At 60.7% G+C, this 16,113-nt stretch carries 19 protein-coding genes and 1 tRNA gene; 9 read left to right on the top strand and 11 right to left on the bottom strand.

Annotation, left to right across the window (positions count from 1 at the left end):
* Positions 1-168: 168 nt before the first annotated feature.
* The 4 genes from LB557_RS01125 (at position 169) to LB557_RS01110 (ending at position 2,663) form a co-directional block, all read left to right on the top strand.
* Entirely contained in the window at positions 169-537 is a 369-nt protein-coding gene (locus LB557_RS01125) for a hypothetical protein (RefSeq protein WP_015318027.1), read from the top strand.
* A 114-nt stretch (positions 538-651) separates the two neighbouring features.
* Entirely contained in the window at positions 652-1,020 is a 369-nt protein-coding gene (locus tag LB557_RS01120) for a GFA family protein (RefSeq protein WP_015318026.1), read from the top strand.
* A 133-nt stretch (positions 1,021-1,153) separates the two neighbouring features.
* Positions 1,154-1,804 carry an OmpA family protein gene (locus LB557_RS01115; protein ID WP_224643740.1) on the top strand — a complete coding sequence of 217 codons (651 nt, stop codon included), beginning with the start codon at positions 1,154-1,156 and terminating at the stop codon, positions 1,802-1,804.
* A gap of 253 nt (positions 1,805-2,057) precedes the next feature.
* On the top strand, positions 2,058-2,663 hold the full coding sequence (locus tag LB557_RS01110; protein WP_015318024.1) for a hypothetical protein: 606 nt from the start codon (positions 2,058-2,060) through the stop codon (positions 2,661-2,663).
* 151 nt (positions 2,664-2,814) lie between these two features.
* Here the strand turns inward: LB557_RS01110 and LB557_RS01105 are convergent, their stop codons facing one another.
* Positions 2,815-4,398, bottom strand: coding sequence for a DEAD/DEAH box helicase (locus LB557_RS01105; protein ID WP_224643739.1), 1,584 nt, complete (start codon positions 4,396-4,398; stop codon positions 2,815-2,817).
* Positions 4,399-4,590: 192 nt separating this feature from the next.
* Positions 4,591-5,364 (bottom strand): NAD kinase, encoded by a 774-nt coding sequence (locus tag LB557_RS01100; protein WP_041163462.1) that lies wholly within the window; start codon positions 5,362-5,364, stop codon positions 4,591-4,593.
* Between the two features lie 306 nt (positions 5,365-5,670).
* Here LB557_RS01100 and LB557_RS01095 point away from each other — a divergent pair, with 306 nt between their 5' ends.
* Positions 5,671-5,892: a hypothetical protein gene (locus LB557_RS01095; RefSeq protein ID WP_083883050.1), complete on the top strand. Its 222-nt coding sequence runs from the start codon at positions 5,671-5,673 to the stop codon at positions 5,890-5,892.
* On the opposite strand, the gene LB557_RS01090 is transcribed toward LB557_RS01095, so the two are convergent.
* Genes LB557_RS01090 through LB557_RS01080 form a run of 3 tightly spaced genes read right to left on the bottom strand, consistent with a single transcriptional unit; the run spans position 5,887 to position 8,111 of the window.
* The gene (locus LB557_RS01090; RefSeq protein WP_224643738.1) at positions 5,887-6,030 is read right to left on the bottom strand and encodes a hypothetical protein; all 144 of its coding nucleotides are present in this window, start codon (positions 6,028-6,030) and stop codon (positions 5,887-5,889) included. The two genes, LB557_RS01095 and LB557_RS01090, sit on opposite strands and share 6 nt — an antisense overlap.
* A complete protein-coding gene (glf, locus tag LB557_RS01085; protein ID WP_181177947.1) occupies positions 6,027-7,211 on the bottom strand; it encodes a UDP-galactopyranose mutase in 1,185 nt (394 codons plus the stop codon). Before glf ends, LB557_RS01090 begins: the two co-directional genes overlap by 4 nt.
* Before the next feature lie 15 nt (positions 7,212-7,226).
* Positions 7,227-8,111, bottom strand: a complete 885-nt coding sequence (locus LB557_RS01080) for a hypothetical protein (RefSeq protein WP_140665493.1) — start codon at positions 8,109-8,111, stop codon at positions 7,227-7,229.
* Positions 8,112-8,395: 284 nt separating this feature from the next.
* Between LB557_RS01080 and LB557_RS01075 the strand changes: the two genes are divergently transcribed.
* Positions 8,396-9,319 carry a hypothetical protein gene (locus LB557_RS01075; protein WP_140665490.1) on the top strand — a complete coding sequence of 308 codons (924 nt, stop codon included), beginning with the start codon at positions 8,396-8,398 and terminating at the stop codon, positions 9,317-9,319.
* A gap of 136 nt (positions 9,320-9,455) precedes the next feature.
* On the opposite strand, the gene LB557_RS01070 is transcribed toward LB557_RS01075, so the two are convergent.
* From LB557_RS01070 to LB557_RS01050, 5 genes are read right to left on the bottom strand one after another with little or no spacing between them, the layout of a single operon-like run.
* Positions 9,456-10,217: an MBL fold metallo-hydrolase gene (locus LB557_RS01070; RefSeq protein ID WP_015318017.1), complete on the bottom strand. Its 762-nt coding sequence runs from the start codon at positions 10,215-10,217 to the stop codon at positions 9,456-9,458.
* Between the two features lie 2 nt (positions 10,218-10,219).
* Positions 10,220-11,284: an ABC transporter ATP-binding protein gene (locus tag LB557_RS01065; RefSeq protein WP_224643737.1), complete on the bottom strand. Its 1,065-nt coding sequence runs from the start codon at positions 11,282-11,284 to the stop codon at positions 10,220-10,222.
* Positions 11,281-12,063 carry an ABC transporter permease gene (locus LB557_RS01060; RefSeq protein ID WP_015318015.1) on the bottom strand — a complete coding sequence of 261 codons (783 nt, stop codon included), beginning with the start codon at positions 12,061-12,063 and terminating at the stop codon, positions 11,281-11,283. Before LB557_RS01060 ends, LB557_RS01065 begins: the two co-directional genes overlap by 4 nt.
* Positions 12,064-12,065: 2 nt before the next feature.
* Positions 12,066-12,926, bottom strand: a complete 861-nt coding sequence (locus tag LB557_RS01055; RefSeq protein ID WP_140616913.1) for an ABC transporter permease — start codon at positions 12,924-12,926, stop codon at positions 12,066-12,068.
* Between the two features lie 12 nt (positions 12,927-12,938).
* Positions 12,939-14,024 carry a spermidine/putrescine ABC transporter substrate-binding protein gene (locus LB557_RS01050; RefSeq protein ID WP_140616912.1) on the bottom strand — a complete coding sequence of 362 codons (1,086 nt, stop codon included), beginning with the start codon at positions 14,022-14,024 and terminating at the stop codon, positions 12,939-12,941.
* A 91-nt stretch (positions 14,025-14,115) separates the two neighbouring features.
* On the opposite strand from LB557_RS01050, the gene LB557_RS01045 reads away from it, so the two are divergent.
* Complete coding sequence (locus LB557_RS01045; RefSeq protein WP_140616911.1) at positions 14,116-14,730, top strand: TetR/AcrR family transcriptional regulator; 615 nt, start codon at positions 14,116-14,118, stop codon at positions 14,728-14,730.
* A gap of 127 nt (positions 14,731-14,857) precedes the next feature.
* On the top strand, positions 14,858-15,427 hold the full coding sequence (locus tag LB557_RS01040) for a DUF2569 family protein (RefSeq protein WP_140665484.1): 570 nt from the start codon (positions 14,858-14,860) through the stop codon (positions 15,425-15,427).
* A gap of 100 nt (positions 15,428-15,527) precedes the next feature.
* Here the strand turns inward: LB557_RS01040 and LB557_RS01035 are convergent.
* Positions 15,528-15,603, bottom strand: a tRNA-Thr gene (locus LB557_RS01035).
* Between the two features lie 156 nt (positions 15,604-15,759).
* Between LB557_RS01035 and LB557_RS01030 the strand changes: the two genes are divergently transcribed.
* On the top strand, positions 15,760-15,927 hold the full coding sequence (locus LB557_RS01030; protein ID WP_015318010.1) for a hypothetical protein: 168 nt from the start codon (positions 15,760-15,762) through the stop codon (positions 15,925-15,927).
* Positions 15,928-16,113 lie beyond the last annotated feature (186 nt).

Below are 16,113 nucleotides of genomic sequence, written 5' to 3'. Positions count from 1 at the left end.
GCAGCGGCTTCTTGCGCCGACCAAGGAATCAGCCCAGCATCCGAATGCTGGGAGACAAAAAGCATTTATGGCCGGACGCGGCATATCTGCGACTGATGATCCGGCCACTGGGAAGACACGTTCCGGGAACGGGCAGGCGAAATGCTTGACGCTCGAAAGGAACGTCCCATGTCTGCTGCCACGCCCAGATCGGCCCGAGCCGTTCAACCGGTCGGCCGACTTATGTTTTCTCTGTTTGCCGTCGCGATGTTCGCGCCTGCGGCCTTTGCTCATGATGCCAAGCCCACGGCAGCAAAGCCGCAGGGTTGGAGCTATCCGTTCGCCTGCTGCGCCAACTATGACTGTCGTGCCACGCACACCGGCGAAGTGCTGGAAAAGCCCGAAGGCTACGTGATTGCCGGTACCGGCGAAGTCGTTCCGATGACGGACAAGCGCGTCAAGGACAGCCCTGACGGCGAATTTCACTGGTGCGCGCATCAGGCCGGTCTCGATGCCGGCAAGACTATATGCCTGTTCGTGCCGCCGCGCTCATTTTGAGACGCGCCGACAGTTGAAGTGCATTGGCGCAAAGGCTGCTGACGGCCAGTTGTCAGGATCGCTTCTTTATGGTGCCTTGCCGCTTGGGCGGCGGACAATGGAGAGGTGATATTCATGGCCATCAAGGGAAGCTGCCACTGCAAGGCGACGATGTTCGAGGTGTCGGAAGCGCCGCAGACGGTGACGCAATGCACCTGTTCGTTCTGCTCGAAACGCGGCTCGCTTTGGGCCTACTATACCCCATCGCAGTTCAAGCTCGTCACGCCGCTGAAGAATGTTTCCTTTTATCAGTGGGGCTCAAAAACCGTAAAGCATGGTTTTTGCGCAACCTGCGGCTGCGGCACCTTCACCGAAACGCCGGACTGGTCGACCGGCGAGCCGGATTTCGACAATCCGAAGATCAGCGTCAACGCGCGGCTGTTCGATGATTTCGATCTCGATAAAGTCGAAGTGGTGGTCATTGACGGCAAGAATCTCTGGTAGCCACACCGGGCGGCCAACTGGATAATCGGCAGGCGCTTTTCCCGTTCCGTTTTTCGCCGCATTTCATGCTACAAGTCGCGGCAAGGGCTGATTTGGCGCCATCGTAAGGCGTGACTTGGAGAGGGACCATCCTATGAAGAAGACCGTGCTCGTCGTTATGGCGACGGCTCTGCTCGTGACCGCGTGCACCACCACCGATCCGTATACGGGCGACCAGAAGATTTCGAACACGGCGGCGGGCGCGGGCCTTGGCGCTCTGGCCGGTGCCAGCCTTGGTCTGCTTGCCGGCGGCAATGATCGTCGCAATGCGCTGATCGGCGCCGGCATCGGCGCCCTGGCCGGCGGCGCCATTGGCGCCACTATGGACCAGAACGAGGCGGAACTGCGCCGGCAGCTCGAGGGCACCGGCGTCAGCGTCACCCGCAGCGGCGACCAGATCATCCTCAACATGCCGTCCGACATCACCTTCAACACCGACCAGGACGCGGTGAAGCCCGGCTTCTACCAGGTGCTGAATTCGGTGGCGCTGGTGCTGAAGAGGTTCAAGCAGACCACGGTCGACGTTTTCGGCCACACCGATTCGACCGGTGGCGACCAGCACAATTTCGACCTGTCGCAGCGCCGTGCCCTGGCGGTCGCCAATTATCTGTCCGGCCAGGGCGTTGACCAGCGCCGCTTCGCCGTCACCGGATTTGGCAAGACGAGGCCCGTCGCCTCCAACGCCACGGCCGAGGGCCGGGCCCAGAACCGACGCGTCGAGATTCAGCTTTCGCCGCTCACCTGAGCAGGGCCGTGTTTGTCACGCTAAACGGCCCCCAATGGGGGCCGTTTTCATCCAGGCGTATACTGGCGGTGCCAGTTTCGTGACAGCAGTCAAATAAAATTAGCAATATCTAATAAGTTCTTTTCCGCAGCCGTGGAAAGGATTAGCATTGCCGCGTTCCAAAGGGGATGGGGCGGTTTAATCGGCCGCGCAATCAACGACTTTGCCGCCGCCTCGGTCTTGCACGGCCAGATCAGAAATCTGGGAGGAATGCATGACAAGAACAGCCAGCCTTGGGCGCTGCGGCGTCCTCGCTTTGACAGGTGTTGTAGGTGCATGGTTGGGCCTCGCCACGGCTCATGCCGAGGACGCCAACAAGGCCGACATGGACGCGTTGAAAAAATCGCTCGCCAAATATCAGGACTACACCGCCGCCGTCCGCGATCTCTATCTCTCGACGGTCGGCTGCGTCTACTACAGCGGAGAAAAGATACCCGGCTCCATGGACTATCCGAAAGGCGCCATGGGCATCCACTTCGTCAACGTTCCAAGCGTCGGCCAGAAACTCGACCCGATGAAGCCAAACGTCCTGATCTACGAGCCGACCAAGAAAGGCCTGAAGTTGGTCGGCGTGGAATGGCTGGTGCCGCTAACCCCGGACATCAAGGCGCCGCCGAAGCTGTTCGGTCAAACCTTCATGGGCCCGATGGAGGGACATTATCCGCTCATCCCGAAGGAGTTCGTCCACTACGATCTTCACGCCTGGCTCGATGACAATCCGAACGGCATGTTCAGTCCGACGAACCCGAAGGTGAAATGCAACAAGGCCGAGTTTCCGATGCTGGAAAAACCGACCAAGATGATGTCCGGGCCGATGTGAACTGGAGCGGATCAGCGTTCGCCTGAATCGCCCCACCTGCTTGTTTCCACGCAATTCGCGACGGAAGAGCGCTACGCGGCTTTTCCTCGAATTGCTGTCGGCTGCAGGGCAAAAAAGAAGGCAAGCCGGCTAGGCGGCTTGCTGGCTGGAATCAGACCTTGGCGACGATGCGCATGAAGGCCGGCACGTCGTCGCCGAAGCCGACCGTGGCGTCGTTGTCTTCCTGATGGTGGCGGGCAGGGCGGTTGTTGCTGCGCTGCGGCCTGGTGTCGCCGCGCTCAGGGGCGCGCGGCTCATTGCGGTCGGACGATTTGCGCTCGGTATTTTCCGAGCGGATTGCATCCTTGCGGGCGCGCCGTTCGACAATATCGGCCGTCTCGGCCACATCGGGCTGCTCCTGCGGCTGAGCAACCACGGCCGAGGCATCTTCCTCGCTGTGTCTGCCGCGACGCTCGCCGCTCTTCTTGCGCCCGCCCCTGTCGTTGCGGTCCTCGTCCTTGCGGCCGGCGCGGCGTGGCGCACCTTTGCCGCGGCGCGGAGCATCGTCCTCGCCTTCGCTGGCAACCACCGTCGACAGGTCGCCGTCATGCCACTCGATCTTGGTCCCGATCAGCCGTTCGATGGCGTCGATATACTTGGTGTCGGACTTGGTCGCGATGGTGAAGGACTTGCCGGAGCGTCCGGCACGGCCGGTGCGGCCGATGCGGTGGACATAGTCCTCGGCATGGATCGGCACGTCGTAGTTGAAGACATGGCTGACATCGGGAATGTCGAGGCCGCGCGCGGCGACATCCGAGGCGACGAGATAGCGCAGCTTGCCGTCACGGAAATTGGCCAGCATCTGCATGCGCGCGCGCTGGTCCATGTCGCCATGCAGCGCACCGGCATCGAAATCATATTTCAGCAGCGAGCGGAACAGCTCCGAAACCTCGATCTTGCGGTTGCAGAAGATGATCGCGTTCTTCAGCTCCGCATCCTCGGCCTTGATCAGGTTGCGCAGCGTTTCACGCTTGTCCCAAGGCTTCGAGCCCGATTTGACCAACCGCTGGATGATGTTGGTGGCCGCCGAAGCGGCCTTGGAGACCTCGACGCGCACCGGCGCATGCAGGAATTTTTCCGTCAGCTTGGTGATCTCTGGCGGCATGGTCGCCGAAAAGAACAGCGTCTGCCGGGTGAACGGGATCATCTCGCAGATACGCTCGATATCGGGAATGAAACCCATGTCGAGCATACGGTCCGCCTCGTCGATGACGAGGATCTCGACGCCGTTGAGCAGCAGCTTGCCGCGCTCGCGATGGTCGAGAAGACGGCCAGGCGTAGCGATCAGCACATCGGCGCCGCGCTCCAGCTTTTTGTCCTGTTCGTCGAACGACACCCCGCCGATCAGCAGCGCGATGTTGAGCTTGTGGTTCTTGCCGTATTTGACGAAGTTTTCTTCGACCTGCGCGGCAAGCTCACGCGTCGGCTCCAGGATCAGCGTGCGCGGCATGCGGGCGCGGGCACGGCCCTTTTCCAGCCGGGTCAGCATCGGCAGCACGAAGGATGCGGTCTTGCCAGTGCCGGTCTGGGCAATGCCCAGCACGTCCTTGCCGAGCAAGGCGTGCGGGATCGCACCAGCCTGGATCGGCGTCGGCTGGAGATAGCCGGCATCGGTGACTGCGGAAAGCACCTTCGGCGACAGGCCGAGGTCTGAAAAGGTCAACGCTTCTTGAGCGATCGTCGTGTCTGAGGACAAGTGTTGCTGTCTTTGGCTGGTTCGGGGAAGCGCAACGTCATTCGTCGCGGCAAGCGCCACGCGCCTGCAAGATTGGTATTGCGATTAGGCGCAAGCCCGCGATTTGTCAACAGAAACGGGTAGGATTGGCGCGATTGTGAAGTTGTAACCTTAATCGCGATGCTTAATCCGGCCTCGTGTCACTGTGCCGGCTCAGTAACGGAACTGTTCGGCCAGGATGCGTTCGTTCCAGGAGTGGTTGGGATCGAACAGCAGAGTCGCGGTGGCCGTTGGCGATTCCCGTACCGTGACCGAGGTCACCGCCTTGACCTCCGTGTGGTCGGCCGCCGCGTTCACCGGCCGCTTTTCCGACTCCAGAATGTCGAAGCGCACGGTCGCCTTGTTGGAAAGCAATGCGCCGCGCCAGCGTCGCGGACGAAACGGGCTGACCGGCGTGAGCGCCAAAAGCGGCGCGTCGAGAGGCAGGATCGGGCCGTGCGCGGAAAGATTATACGCGGTCGATCCGGCCGGCGTCGCGATCATGACGCCGTCGCAGTTCAGTTCCTCGAGCCGTATTTGGTCATCGATGCTGATGCGGATCTTGGCCGTCTGGTAGGATTGGCGCCACAGCGCCACTTCGTTGATCGCCAGTGCCGTGACGTGTTCGCCATCCGAGGTGGTTGCCAGCATCTCCAGCGGGCGGATCGTTTCGGCGACCGCCGCCGCGATGCGCTCGGTGAGCCCCCCGGACCGGTATTCGTTCATCAGGAAGCCGATGGTGCCACGGTTCATGCCGTAGACCTTTTTTCCCGTACCCATCGTGTCGCGCAATGTTTGCAGCAGAAAGCCGTCGCCGCCCAGCGCCACCACGACGGTCGCCTCGGCGACCGAACATTGGCCATAGCGCGCCGACAGGCTATCCAGCGCCGCCTTGGCGTCTGCTGTGTCGGACGAGACGAAGGCGATGCTGTTGGTGGCTGTGCTCATGGCTCCCCGATCGCGACCGATTGGCGCCGGCAGGTTCTGGCGCGCCAGCGCCGAGGTAGCATGGGGCATGCAGGTCTGCAAAGAGAGCCTCTGTCAGCCCATGAGACGAGGGTGCGGCAGTGCCGCCGCACCAGCCGGTCGCGGTTGATGTCACGGCGCGAGCGAATGTGATGGTTAAGGCAGGGCTTAAGCTCTCGTAAAGCCGGGTCGATCATGTTAGCCGGCATGGGGTGGCGTGGGGCGCCCGCAGCACTACCTTGCCACTTCGGGACGCAAAGGACGCTGCGGCAGTTCAGATATGCGTGCATGAACCCGCGGTTCTCGATGCCAGGGGATATGCGCCAGCCAGACGAGGCCGACATATTGCCGGTAGCACGCCTGATCATCGTCTTTCTCATGTTGGGAAGTTTCGCGCTTGTCTTCGCAGAACTGGTGCGCCAGTCGGAAGAAACGAGCGCCAGGCCGATCCCCACGGCGTCGCGTTGCGGCGATGCCGCCGGCATGCCTTGCCCGCAAAGGGCGCTATAGGTCAAACACCGCATCGATCCGCACCAGGGGATCCGGCGTACTTTCGAATGGTTCAGGAAGCGGATAGCCGCCGATGGCAAATCCGCCGGCGACGACCTGAAAACCGGAGATTTGCGGCTTCAGAACCCGGCCCGTCATGTCGAACGCGAGACGGAATCGAGCCGACCGGCGAAATAGGGCTCGAGCACGGTTTCGAAGACCTTAAGGGCGGCGCCGATCGCCTGATGCATATCGAGATAGCGGTAGGTTCCCAACCGTCCCCCGAGGTGCAGGTTTTTCTCCGCACCCGCCCGGTCGAGATAGCGGCGATAGACCGCCTGATCCTTGCGCGTGTCGATCGGATAATAAGGCTCGTCGGCGCGGCCTGCGAAACGGGAATACTCGCGGCCGATGAGCGTCTTGGCGCTCCCGTGCTGGCGCTCCGGGTTGAAATGCCGGAATTCGACCACGCGGGTATAAGGCACGGCCTCGTCCGCGTAGTTCATGATCGCCGTGCCCTGATGGTCCGGCGTGTCCATGACCTCCAGATCGATATCAATGGTTCGCCAGCCGAGTTCACCTTCGCTATAGTCGAAGTAGCGGTCGATCGGCCCGGTGTAGACGACCGGCAGGTCCTTCGGCAGCAAGGACTTGATGTCGAAGAAGTCGATGCCAAGCCGTGTTTCGATAAGCTCCTGCGCCAGCATCTTTTCGAAGATCGCCGTGTAGCCGTCCACAGGCTGGCCCTGGAACCGGTCGTTGAAATAGCCGTCCTCGAATGTGTAGCGAACCGGCAGGCGCGCGATGATCTGCGCCGGCAGTTCGCGCGGATCCGTCTGCCATTGCTTGGCGGTGTAACCCTTGATCAAGGCCTCGTAGAGAGGGCGGCCGACCAGGGAGATCGCCTTCTCCTCAAGATTGGCCGGCGGACGGTCGCCAAGTTCCGTCGCCTGCTCGGCAATCATATCGCGTGCCTCGTCCGGACTTAGCCGCCTGCCGAAGAAGTGGGAGATCGTGGCAAGGTTGATCGGCAGCGGATAGACCTTGTCGCGATATGTCGAGAATGCACGATGGCGATAGGCGGTAAAACCGGTGAAGGCACGCAGGTAATTCCAGACCTCCTCGTTGGATGTATGGAACAGATGCGGCCCGTAGCGATGGATCTCCACACCGGTGACAGGATCTTGTTCGGTGTAGGCATTGCCGCCGATGTGCCGGCGCCGGTCGATTACCAGCACGCGTCGCCCGAGTTGCGTGGCGATGCGCTCGGCAAGCGTTGCACCATAAAAACCAGCGCCGACAATGAGGATTTCGGCCTTGCCCAGCAGGGTCCTGTCCATTCGCGTATCCGAACCTTAGGGCTTGAGAATTATTTGGGACAGGTCGACGGACTTGGAATACTGCCTGCGCAGAAGGCGCCATAACAATTCCATCAATCGATTCGCCTGGCGAAAGGCTTTCCTGTCCAAGAGATAATCGGCCACCATACGCAGGCCGATCATCGATTTCGACCGCCAGCGCCGGCCTTTTCGATCGACGGCCTCATAGGACAATGGAAAAAGCTCGCCAAATCCATATTGCGACGCCAATTGGCGATATTCCTTGTCGGGCGTTCTTCCTGACTCGAGCATCGCTGTTTTCAGGTGAGCTCCCACCGGCCGGGTGTGGCGGACCGGCAAGGCGTCGAACACGGCAGATGTTCCACGGTTTTCTTCGGCAAGCCTGGTCCACAACAAGTCCAGACCAAAACCGCTCATGGAGTGTTTGAACAGAGGCAGCATCTTGGCCGCTACATCGGCTCTCAGGCAGGGGGCCATGATCTCGATCGTGTCTACCAGGCGAAACTCGAAGCTCCTGCAGCGGAGGAACGGGAGGTGGGAATAATAGCTGTCCAGCGTCAGTGACGGCTGGCCGATATGGAGGCCAAGCCGGCGCATGTTGGCGAACATCGCCTCGATGGTCGCCCGGTCTGCTTCCAGATCGTCGTCCGGCAGCCAGACATACTGGTAGCGGTCAAGAAGTTCGGGCTGTTGGCTCAGCAGAGCATGGATGCCATCCCATTTGCCGCCCTTGTAGTCGACTCGGTTTTCAAGCGGCAGCCGAAACGCAGATGGATCACTTCCGAAGTAGCTGACGATCAAATCAAATTCACAATTGGGATCGTCCGCCCCCCATCCACGATGGAGAGATTTGTCGCCTGCCCTGACTATCACGAGATTGCGGTGTGTGGTGTTCGTCAAAGTCCTGCTTCCGACACTCATACCCTCAATCCGGGTCCTCGGCGAGCCCTACACGAAAGCAAGTTGAATGCGAAGGGCATGAGGAAGATCTCCTGGCGTTACCTGAGCACGATGTCTTGCCGGCATAACGGGTGTATTTAAACGTCATGACGATTCGTCGTGTTTTGAGGCGAATCCAATGGGGCAGGGGCCTGTCATGTCAACAGCTATTGCCCGAACGAGCGTTCTGATAATCAAGATTCGCTGATGTACGGGACTCTGATTTTACAGGAACCAGGAATTCTATGAAACTGATCGTTGTCACCCCGGCCGGTCGTGAGAAATATCTGCGTCTGCTTGGCCATCATGTTTTGAAAAACCTCGATGTGCATGAGTGGCACCTCTGGGACAACTGTCGCAACGAGGCTGACCGGGCCTATCTACAAAGATTGGCGGCCTCCGATCCGCGTTGCAAGATCAAGCGGCTTCCACATGCCGATGGCGGGATCAACGTCATCGGCGATTTCTATCGCTTTTGCGACGATCCCGGTGCTTTCTACCTACGCCTCGACGACGATGTAGTTTTTGTCGAGGACGGCTTCTTTCGAAAATTCATGGCAAGGGTCATGGCCGAAAGGGGATCGGCCATCTGGTACGCTCCGTTGATCGTCAACAACGCAATCTGCAATTCGCTGATCAAGCAGCTTTCCAGGGTGCGGGTGGATGGCCCGCTTACCTGTCAGGCGTCATGCGAATTCTCCTGGGCGCATGCGACCTTTCCGCAGGCCCTACACCCGGTGTTCATTGAAGCTGTGCGCTCCAATCAGCTCCAGGATTTTCGCGTGCCGGACCGGGAGATCAGGCTGTCACGCTTTTCGATCAACGCAATCGGTTTTTTCGGATCGGACATTGTCGATCTCGGAGAGCACTTTCAACCGCGCGGCGACGAGGAAGAGTGGTTGTCGGCGACGCTTCCGGCCAAGCTGGACCGGCCGGGCAAGATTTTCGGTGACCTGCTCGTCGCGCATTTCAGCTTCTATACACAGGAACGCCAGTTACTGCGCACCAACATTCTCGAAGGTTATTATGAGCTCGCCGGCCTGGCTCCCCCTGTCTACGAAAAACCGCCAGTCGGCTGGAGGGAGCAGCTGAGGCAATGGAGGAGACGCCGCAGGGGATCGGCGCCACCGCGCTATACAATCTCGCTTCCGGCACCCATTCCCGAGTGACGCACTGGCTACGGCCGGTTCGTGTCGCGAGCCGGTCGCCCACTGTGTCACCATCAGCGCACTGCGAGGGGTGGTGACGGGCTCGTGCCGCCCAGGCCTTCCCACGCCATTTCGACTTGATGCCGTAACTCAGCCCTCAAGGGCGCTGCCGCAGATGGCAGCCGGCCTGACGTTTCTGTTCGAGATATTCGTCGATCAACTGGCGGTAGCGCACCTTGCCGAAGCTCGAGAAATGGCCGCCATGGACGACCGAGACGTCGAGATCGCGCATGGCGAGCAGCGTCGCCATGTAATCTGGTATGTCCGAGTGGTAGACATCATCGATCAGCGGGCCATCATAGATGATGTCGCCGGACAAGAGGATGCCGGTCTTCTTCTCGTAGAGCGCAATGCCGCCCGGCGAATGGCCTGGCGTGTGGACGACCTCGAAGGCCCGGTCGCCGAGATCGATGATGTCGCCATGCGCGAGCATACGGTCGGCCGGCGCGGGCTGGATGCGATAGCGCGCCGTGTCCCAGCCCCGCGGCATGCCATCGAACATTTCTTCGGTCGCATAGGTGCCGGCAGCGGTCCATTCGTTGCGCGGATCGGCCAGGATTGCCGCTTCGGCCGAATGCACGGAGCGATCGGAAAACTCATGGTGGCAGCCGATATGGTCGAAATGCGTGTGGCTGGCAACGCAGGTCAGCTTGCGCTCGCTCACCAGGGACACATGGGTGCGCAGGCTGAAATGACCGAGGCCGGTGTCGAACAGGAGATCGCGGTCGCGTCCGCGCACATGCCACATATTGCAGCGGAAGAACGGTTTTATCCATGGCTCGTGAATTAGCGTGATGCCGTCGGCCATGCGGATTGTTTCGTACCAGTCCGGTGCGTCGATGACCGCAAGCGTGCTCATGTTCAATCCGTCAGCAAGATGATCTGGTCGGTATCACAGGAAATCGCGACCCTGTCGCCCGCATGGACGATGGAGGTCGCCGGCAGCTTGGCGATGAACCGCAGGGAAGGCTCTTCGACGGAGGTCGCCAGCACGCGCTTGAAACTGCCCTGGAAAACGACGTCGCTCACAGCAGCCTCGCCGAGCTTCGTGCCAGCCGACGCAGCGCCAAGCACAAGGTGCTCAGGGCGTATCGCCAGTGCGGCAGTAGACCCCAACGGCAAGGCACTGGATAAGGAAACCGGTCCGACCGGTGTCGTGACGGTGCTCGTCCTGTCACTGGACTCGATGACAGTGCCGGCAAGAATCGTGCTCTCGCCCATGAAGGTCGCGGAAAAACGCGTCGCCGGCCTCGCATAGACGCGCTCGGGCGGCCCCTCGTCCTCGATGCGGCCGTCATTCATCACCACGCAATGGTCGGCCAGCGCCATCGCTTCTTCCTGGTCGTGAGTGACATGGATGAAGGCGGTGCCGACCCGCTTCTGGATCGCCTTCAGTTCGTCCTGCATCTGGCGGCGCAGTTTCAGGTCGAGCGCCCCGAGCGGCTCGTCTAGCAGAAGCACCGCCGGCTCGATCACCAGGGCGCGCGCCAGCGCCACGCGTTGGCGCTGGCCGCCGGAAAGCTGGTGCGGCTTCTTGTCGAAGGCGGCGGCGAGGCCCACCAGGGCCAGCGCATCGCGCGCTTTTGCCGCCCGCGTCGCTCCGTCGACACCTTGCATGCGCAGCCCAAAACCGACATTGCCGCCGACGCTCATATGCGGGAACAGCGCATAATCCTGGAACACCGTCGTCGTCGGGCGTTTGGCCGGCGGCACCGAGGTGCAGTCCTGGCCGCGGATGAGAACCTTGCCTTCGCTCGGATTGACGAAACCGCCGAGAATGGAGAGCAGCGTCGTCTTGCCGGAACCGGATGGTCCAAGCAGGATCGTATAGCTGCCGGCCGCTATCGTCAGCGAGACGTTCTTCAGCACGGGATGCTGGCCGAAGCGGTGCGAGATGTCGCGGATATCGACCAGGGGCGCGTTCATGCCGGTTTCCTCCGCAGCAAGGTCAGTTCGAAGAACACCACCAGCACGATCGAGACGGCAAAGACCAGCGAACCGACCGCATTGGTCTTGGGGTTGAGGCCGGAGCGCAGCAGGTTCCAGATTTCCACCGGCAGCGTGGTATCGAAGCGCGTCAGCAGGAAGGAGATCACGAACTCGTCCCAGGAGAACGTCATCGACAGGAAGAAGCCGGCGAAAATGGCCGGCGCCATGACTGGCACGGTGATCAACAGCAGCACCTTCCATTCCGGCGCGCCGAGGTCGCGCGCGGCGCGCTCGATGTTGATCTGGTGGTCGCCTAACTGGCTGTAGATGATGGCGAAGCACAGCGGCAGGTTGATCACCACATGGCCGATCCCGGCGGCAAGCAGAGATTTCGGCACGCCGGCCCAGTTGAACAGCACCAGCAGCCCCATGCCGATGATGAGATAGCTGACGGTGAGCGGCAAGGTGATCAAACCGCGCAGCAGGCCCGAGCCTGGCAGGACGAAGCGCGCGAACCCCCAGGCCGACAGGAAGCCGAGCATGACGGCTGCGGCCGAGGAAAGAACCGCGACCAGCAGCGAATTGGCCAGCGCCGAAGTCAGCCGGTTATCGGAAAGAACCGCCTCGTACCAGCGCAGCGATGGGCCTGTGAACGGGGGGATGGGGAAGGACGTCGACTGCAGCGAGAACAGCACCAGCACGACGACCGGCAGGAAGATGAAGCCGTAGACGGCAAGCGCGTAAATCCAGGAAGCGATGCGGCCAATGCTGCGCATGATCAGGTCCGCTCGATCTTTAGCCAGCGGGCGCAGGCGAGATAGGCGATGGTCACGACCGCCATCAGGATGATCGACAGCGCCGAGGCCAATGGAAAATCGCCGCGCCGGCCGATCTGCATCATCACCAGCTGCGGCATCAGAAGCTCGTTGTTCCCGCCGAGGATCTGCGGCGTGATGTAGTCGCCGATGCACAGCACGAAAGTGAGAAAAGCGCCGACCATGATGCCGGGCAAGGTCAATGGCAGGATGACATGCAGGAAGGTGCGCACCGGTCCGGCGCCGAGATCGGCGGCGGCCTTGCGGTAACTGGGGCTGAGCTGCTTCAGATTGGCGAAGATGGTCAGCGTCAAAAGCATGACGAAGAAATGCACGAAGCCTGTGACGGTGGCCAGGCGCGTATTGGCGAGCTGCAGCGGTTCGGAGACCACGCCAATGCCAGTCAGTGCCCGGTTGATGACGCCGTTCTGCGCCAGCACCAGCAGCCAGGAGTAGGAGCGCACGACATAGGAGGTCCAGAACGGCAGCACGGCCAGCATCAGCGCCAGCCGCTGCCAGCGTTCAGGAACCTGTTCGGCCAGAATCCAGGCGAAGGGATAGGCAAGCAGCACGGAAACCACGGTGACGATGGCGGTGACCTGCAGCGAGTTCACCATCGCCTGCCAGTAGGCGGGGTTGGTGAAGAATTGGCTGTAGTTGGACAGGGTGCCCCCGCCGCCCTCCTGCGCGGTGAAGCTCGAAAGCCCCATGGCGACGAAGGGCAGCACGAAGAAGAGAAGCGTCCAGCCAAGTGCCGGTGTGACCAGCGCCCAGGGAAGGGCACGGCCTGTCCGCGCGCCCTCACTGTTTCCCGCGGCGCTCATCAGCGTATCGGCTCACTTGGCCTGCAGCATTTCGGTCCACATATCCTGCATCTTCTTGTCGAGGTCGGCGCTCGGCGCCGGATAGGCCTGCGCACGGGCGAGGAAGCCGGGCTGCTCGTCGAAGCGCAGGACCTTTTTCTGGTCGTCGGTCAATGCGGCCTTGGTGTTGGACGGCATGCCCCAGTAACAGGACGAGGTGGCGAGCCGTGCCTGGCCCTCGGGGCTCAGTATGTACTGGATGAATTTCAGCGCCATGTCCTTGTTCCTGGAATCCTTGAACATGGCGAGCGACTGCGACCACAGCACCGCACCTTCTTTTGGAATGGAAAAGTCCAGCGCCGGGTTTTCCTTGGCCAGCCCTGCCGTCACCCATTCGCCGCCGCCGACCAATATGTCGACCTCGCCGGTCGCCAGCGCCGTCTGGCTGGCGGTGACTTCACCGACCAGCTTGGCATTGGCCTTCATCTTGAGCAGCTCTTCCTTGAGCGCGGGCAGGTCGGCTTCCGTGAGATCGGCCGTCTTCTTGCCGATGGCCAATGCCGCCATGCCGATGACGGGGAGATAATAATCGTAGATGGCGACCTTGCCCTTGTACTTGTCTGATGTCAGCGACGCCAAGGATTGCATGTCCGCCGGATCGACCTTTGTCTTGTTGAAGCCGATCGTGTTGTAACCGAACTTTTCGGTGATGCCGTAGCGCTTGCCGCCGACAATGGTCGAGCCGTCCATCTTCACCTGCGGGAAGAGATCGGCGAACGGCAGCTTGTCTTCCGGCAGCGGCTCGAACAGGCCTTTCTCGACGCCGCGCGGCACGTCGATGCTATCGATCACCATCACATCCCAGTCGCCGGGCTGCGACTGCTCGACGATGGCCAGCCCAGCCCCGGTGCCTTCGAATTCCTTGACGTTGACCTTGACGTTGTTGGCCTCCTCGAAAGGCTGCAGCAGCGCCGGATCGGAATGGTCGCACCAGATCAGCGCGTTGAGATCGGCGGCTTCGGCGAGGCTGCCCGCCGCAAGCAGCAATGCCGTGGCGGCACATGCAGCGTGCATCTGGCGCTTCAGGACGGAAAGCGGATTGCCGGATTTGACGGACATCGAGTGTTCTCCCTTGCCTTTGTGGCTTCTTGCAAAAAACTGAACCAATTCTAAAATTGAGTCAATTCTGTTTTTGTGACAAGAGGCTGATATGAGCGGATTGCGGGCAAGGCAAAAGGCGGATCGCCACCGGCGTATCATCGAGGCGGCGGCGGCGCTTTTCCGCGAGGCCGGGTATGAGGGCGCCAAGATCGAGACGATCGCCGCGCAAGCCGAAGTCTCGATCGGCACCATCTACAATTACTACCAGAACAAAGGCGATATTCTCGGCGCCATCGTCTCGATGGAAGTCGACGAGGTGCTCAATGCCGGGCGCGGCGTGGTCGCCCGGCCGCCCGCCAATGTCGGCGACGCCCTGGACACGCTGATCGGCATCTATATCGAGCACTCGCTGCACTATCTCAGCAAGGAGATGTGGCGGCAGGCGATGGCGATCTCGACGCAACTGCCCGACAGCCCGTTCGGCCAGGCTTATACTGGCCTCGACCGCTCGCTCACCGAACAGATCCGCGCGCTGATCGCCCGCCTTCAGGAGATCGGCCTGGTGCGGCAGGATATCGACGGCACGGCACTCGGCGAATTGATCTTCAACAACATGAACATGATGTTCATCGAATTCGTGAAGCGGGATGAAGCCAGGATACCGGAGTTGAGGGCCGCGATACGGCGGCAGAACCGGATATTGGTGGCGGCGATCGGAGTGTGAGGGCGTCAGGAGCAGGCAGGAGAAGTTGTCGCTTCGGCATCGGACGGCGTCTTACGCGATGATTGGCTCTTGAGTTGAGTTTGAAATCTGCTACAACTTATAGGGGTATAAAAAGGGGGAAGGGTAAATGGGGACGTTTTCCATCTGGCATTGGGCGATCGTGCTGCTGCTGATCGGCGTGCCTGTTTTCTTTGCTGTCCGGTCAGCCGCGAAGCCGTCGCAGAATCCTGAGTCACTTGTGGGCTTCGGTGGCTGGCTGATGCTGCTGGCTATCGGTCAGACATTGTCACCGCTGCGCACGCTCGCCGATTTCGGCAATTCCGCCGACGGCTACCAGCAACTCATGACCCTCCCAAACGGCTCTCTGGCTGTGTATGTCGAGGTTGCCCTCAATCTGGCATTTCTGGCGCTTCAGCTGGTGGTGCTGGTTTCAATGCTGCGGCGAAGCCGTCGATTCCCGCAATTGTTTCTCTGCCAATGGTTTGCGATTCCTGTTGTGTTTATCCTGGATACGATCTGGATTTCGTCAATCCTGGGCGTTCCGGTAAACAAGGTGCTCGCAGGCGACGCGCTGGCGGCACCCATGGCTTCGTTTGTGGTGACCAGCATCTGGGCCGCTTATGTCTACAAGTCTGTGAGGGTGAGGAATACGTTCACCAGGACGAACGTGTCGGCCCAAATCGCGAGCGCTTCGTAAATGGTGGTGGCGACGTAATCGCCCTACAAGGGGGTCGGAGGACACTCCTGCGTCTACGGGCTTGGGGTGGCCTGCCACCCGGAGCTCAAAGAGCGTAGGGTGGTGCCCCCGGACGGAATCGAACCGCCGACCTTCGGTTTACAAAACCGCTGCTCTACCAGCTGAGCTACAAGGGCACGGCGCTCCGGTTAGCATATTTGTTGCGCCAGTAAAGACAAAACTCCGTTTTTGGGCATCAGCCGTGGTGGAGGATGCCCACGCGTCCGCATGCTGAAATCCGCGAACGCGCTTCCTACATCAGGGTAAGTGAAATGCGCTGAACGGAGTGTCGCATGATCAGGCTCGTCATCATTCTCCCTATCGTCGTCGTGGCGTGGATGCTGCTGGTGAAGCTCATCAGCGATGTGAAGAAGGCCAATGTCGACTGGACAGGCGTCACCACCTTCATCGGCTTTATCGCGCTCGCCTTCTGGCTTCGGCATATCACCGGCATGGGCTGAGTGGGGAGTGGGGAGTGGTGAGTAGTGAGTAGTGAGTAGTGAGCAATTGCTGCCGGTCATGGCGCGAGCCGGTGCTGCCTACTCAGTTTCGCCAACAGTGCGCCAAAAAAATCTCCAGATCTGTCGAACCTTTCGCCGCGGCGCGCCGACTGATCCTCAGAGGCGAATGGTCGCCTCGATCAGAGA

This window comes from Mesorhizobium sp. BR115XR7A (assembly GCF_020165315.1).
In the GTDB taxonomy this organism is placed as follows: domain Bacteria; phylum Pseudomonadota; class Alphaproteobacteria; order Rhizobiales; family Rhizobiaceae; genus Mesorhizobium; species Mesorhizobium australicum.
Note: the sequence above shows the minus strand (reverse complement) of the source record. Positions and strands in the feature narration are given on the sequence as shown.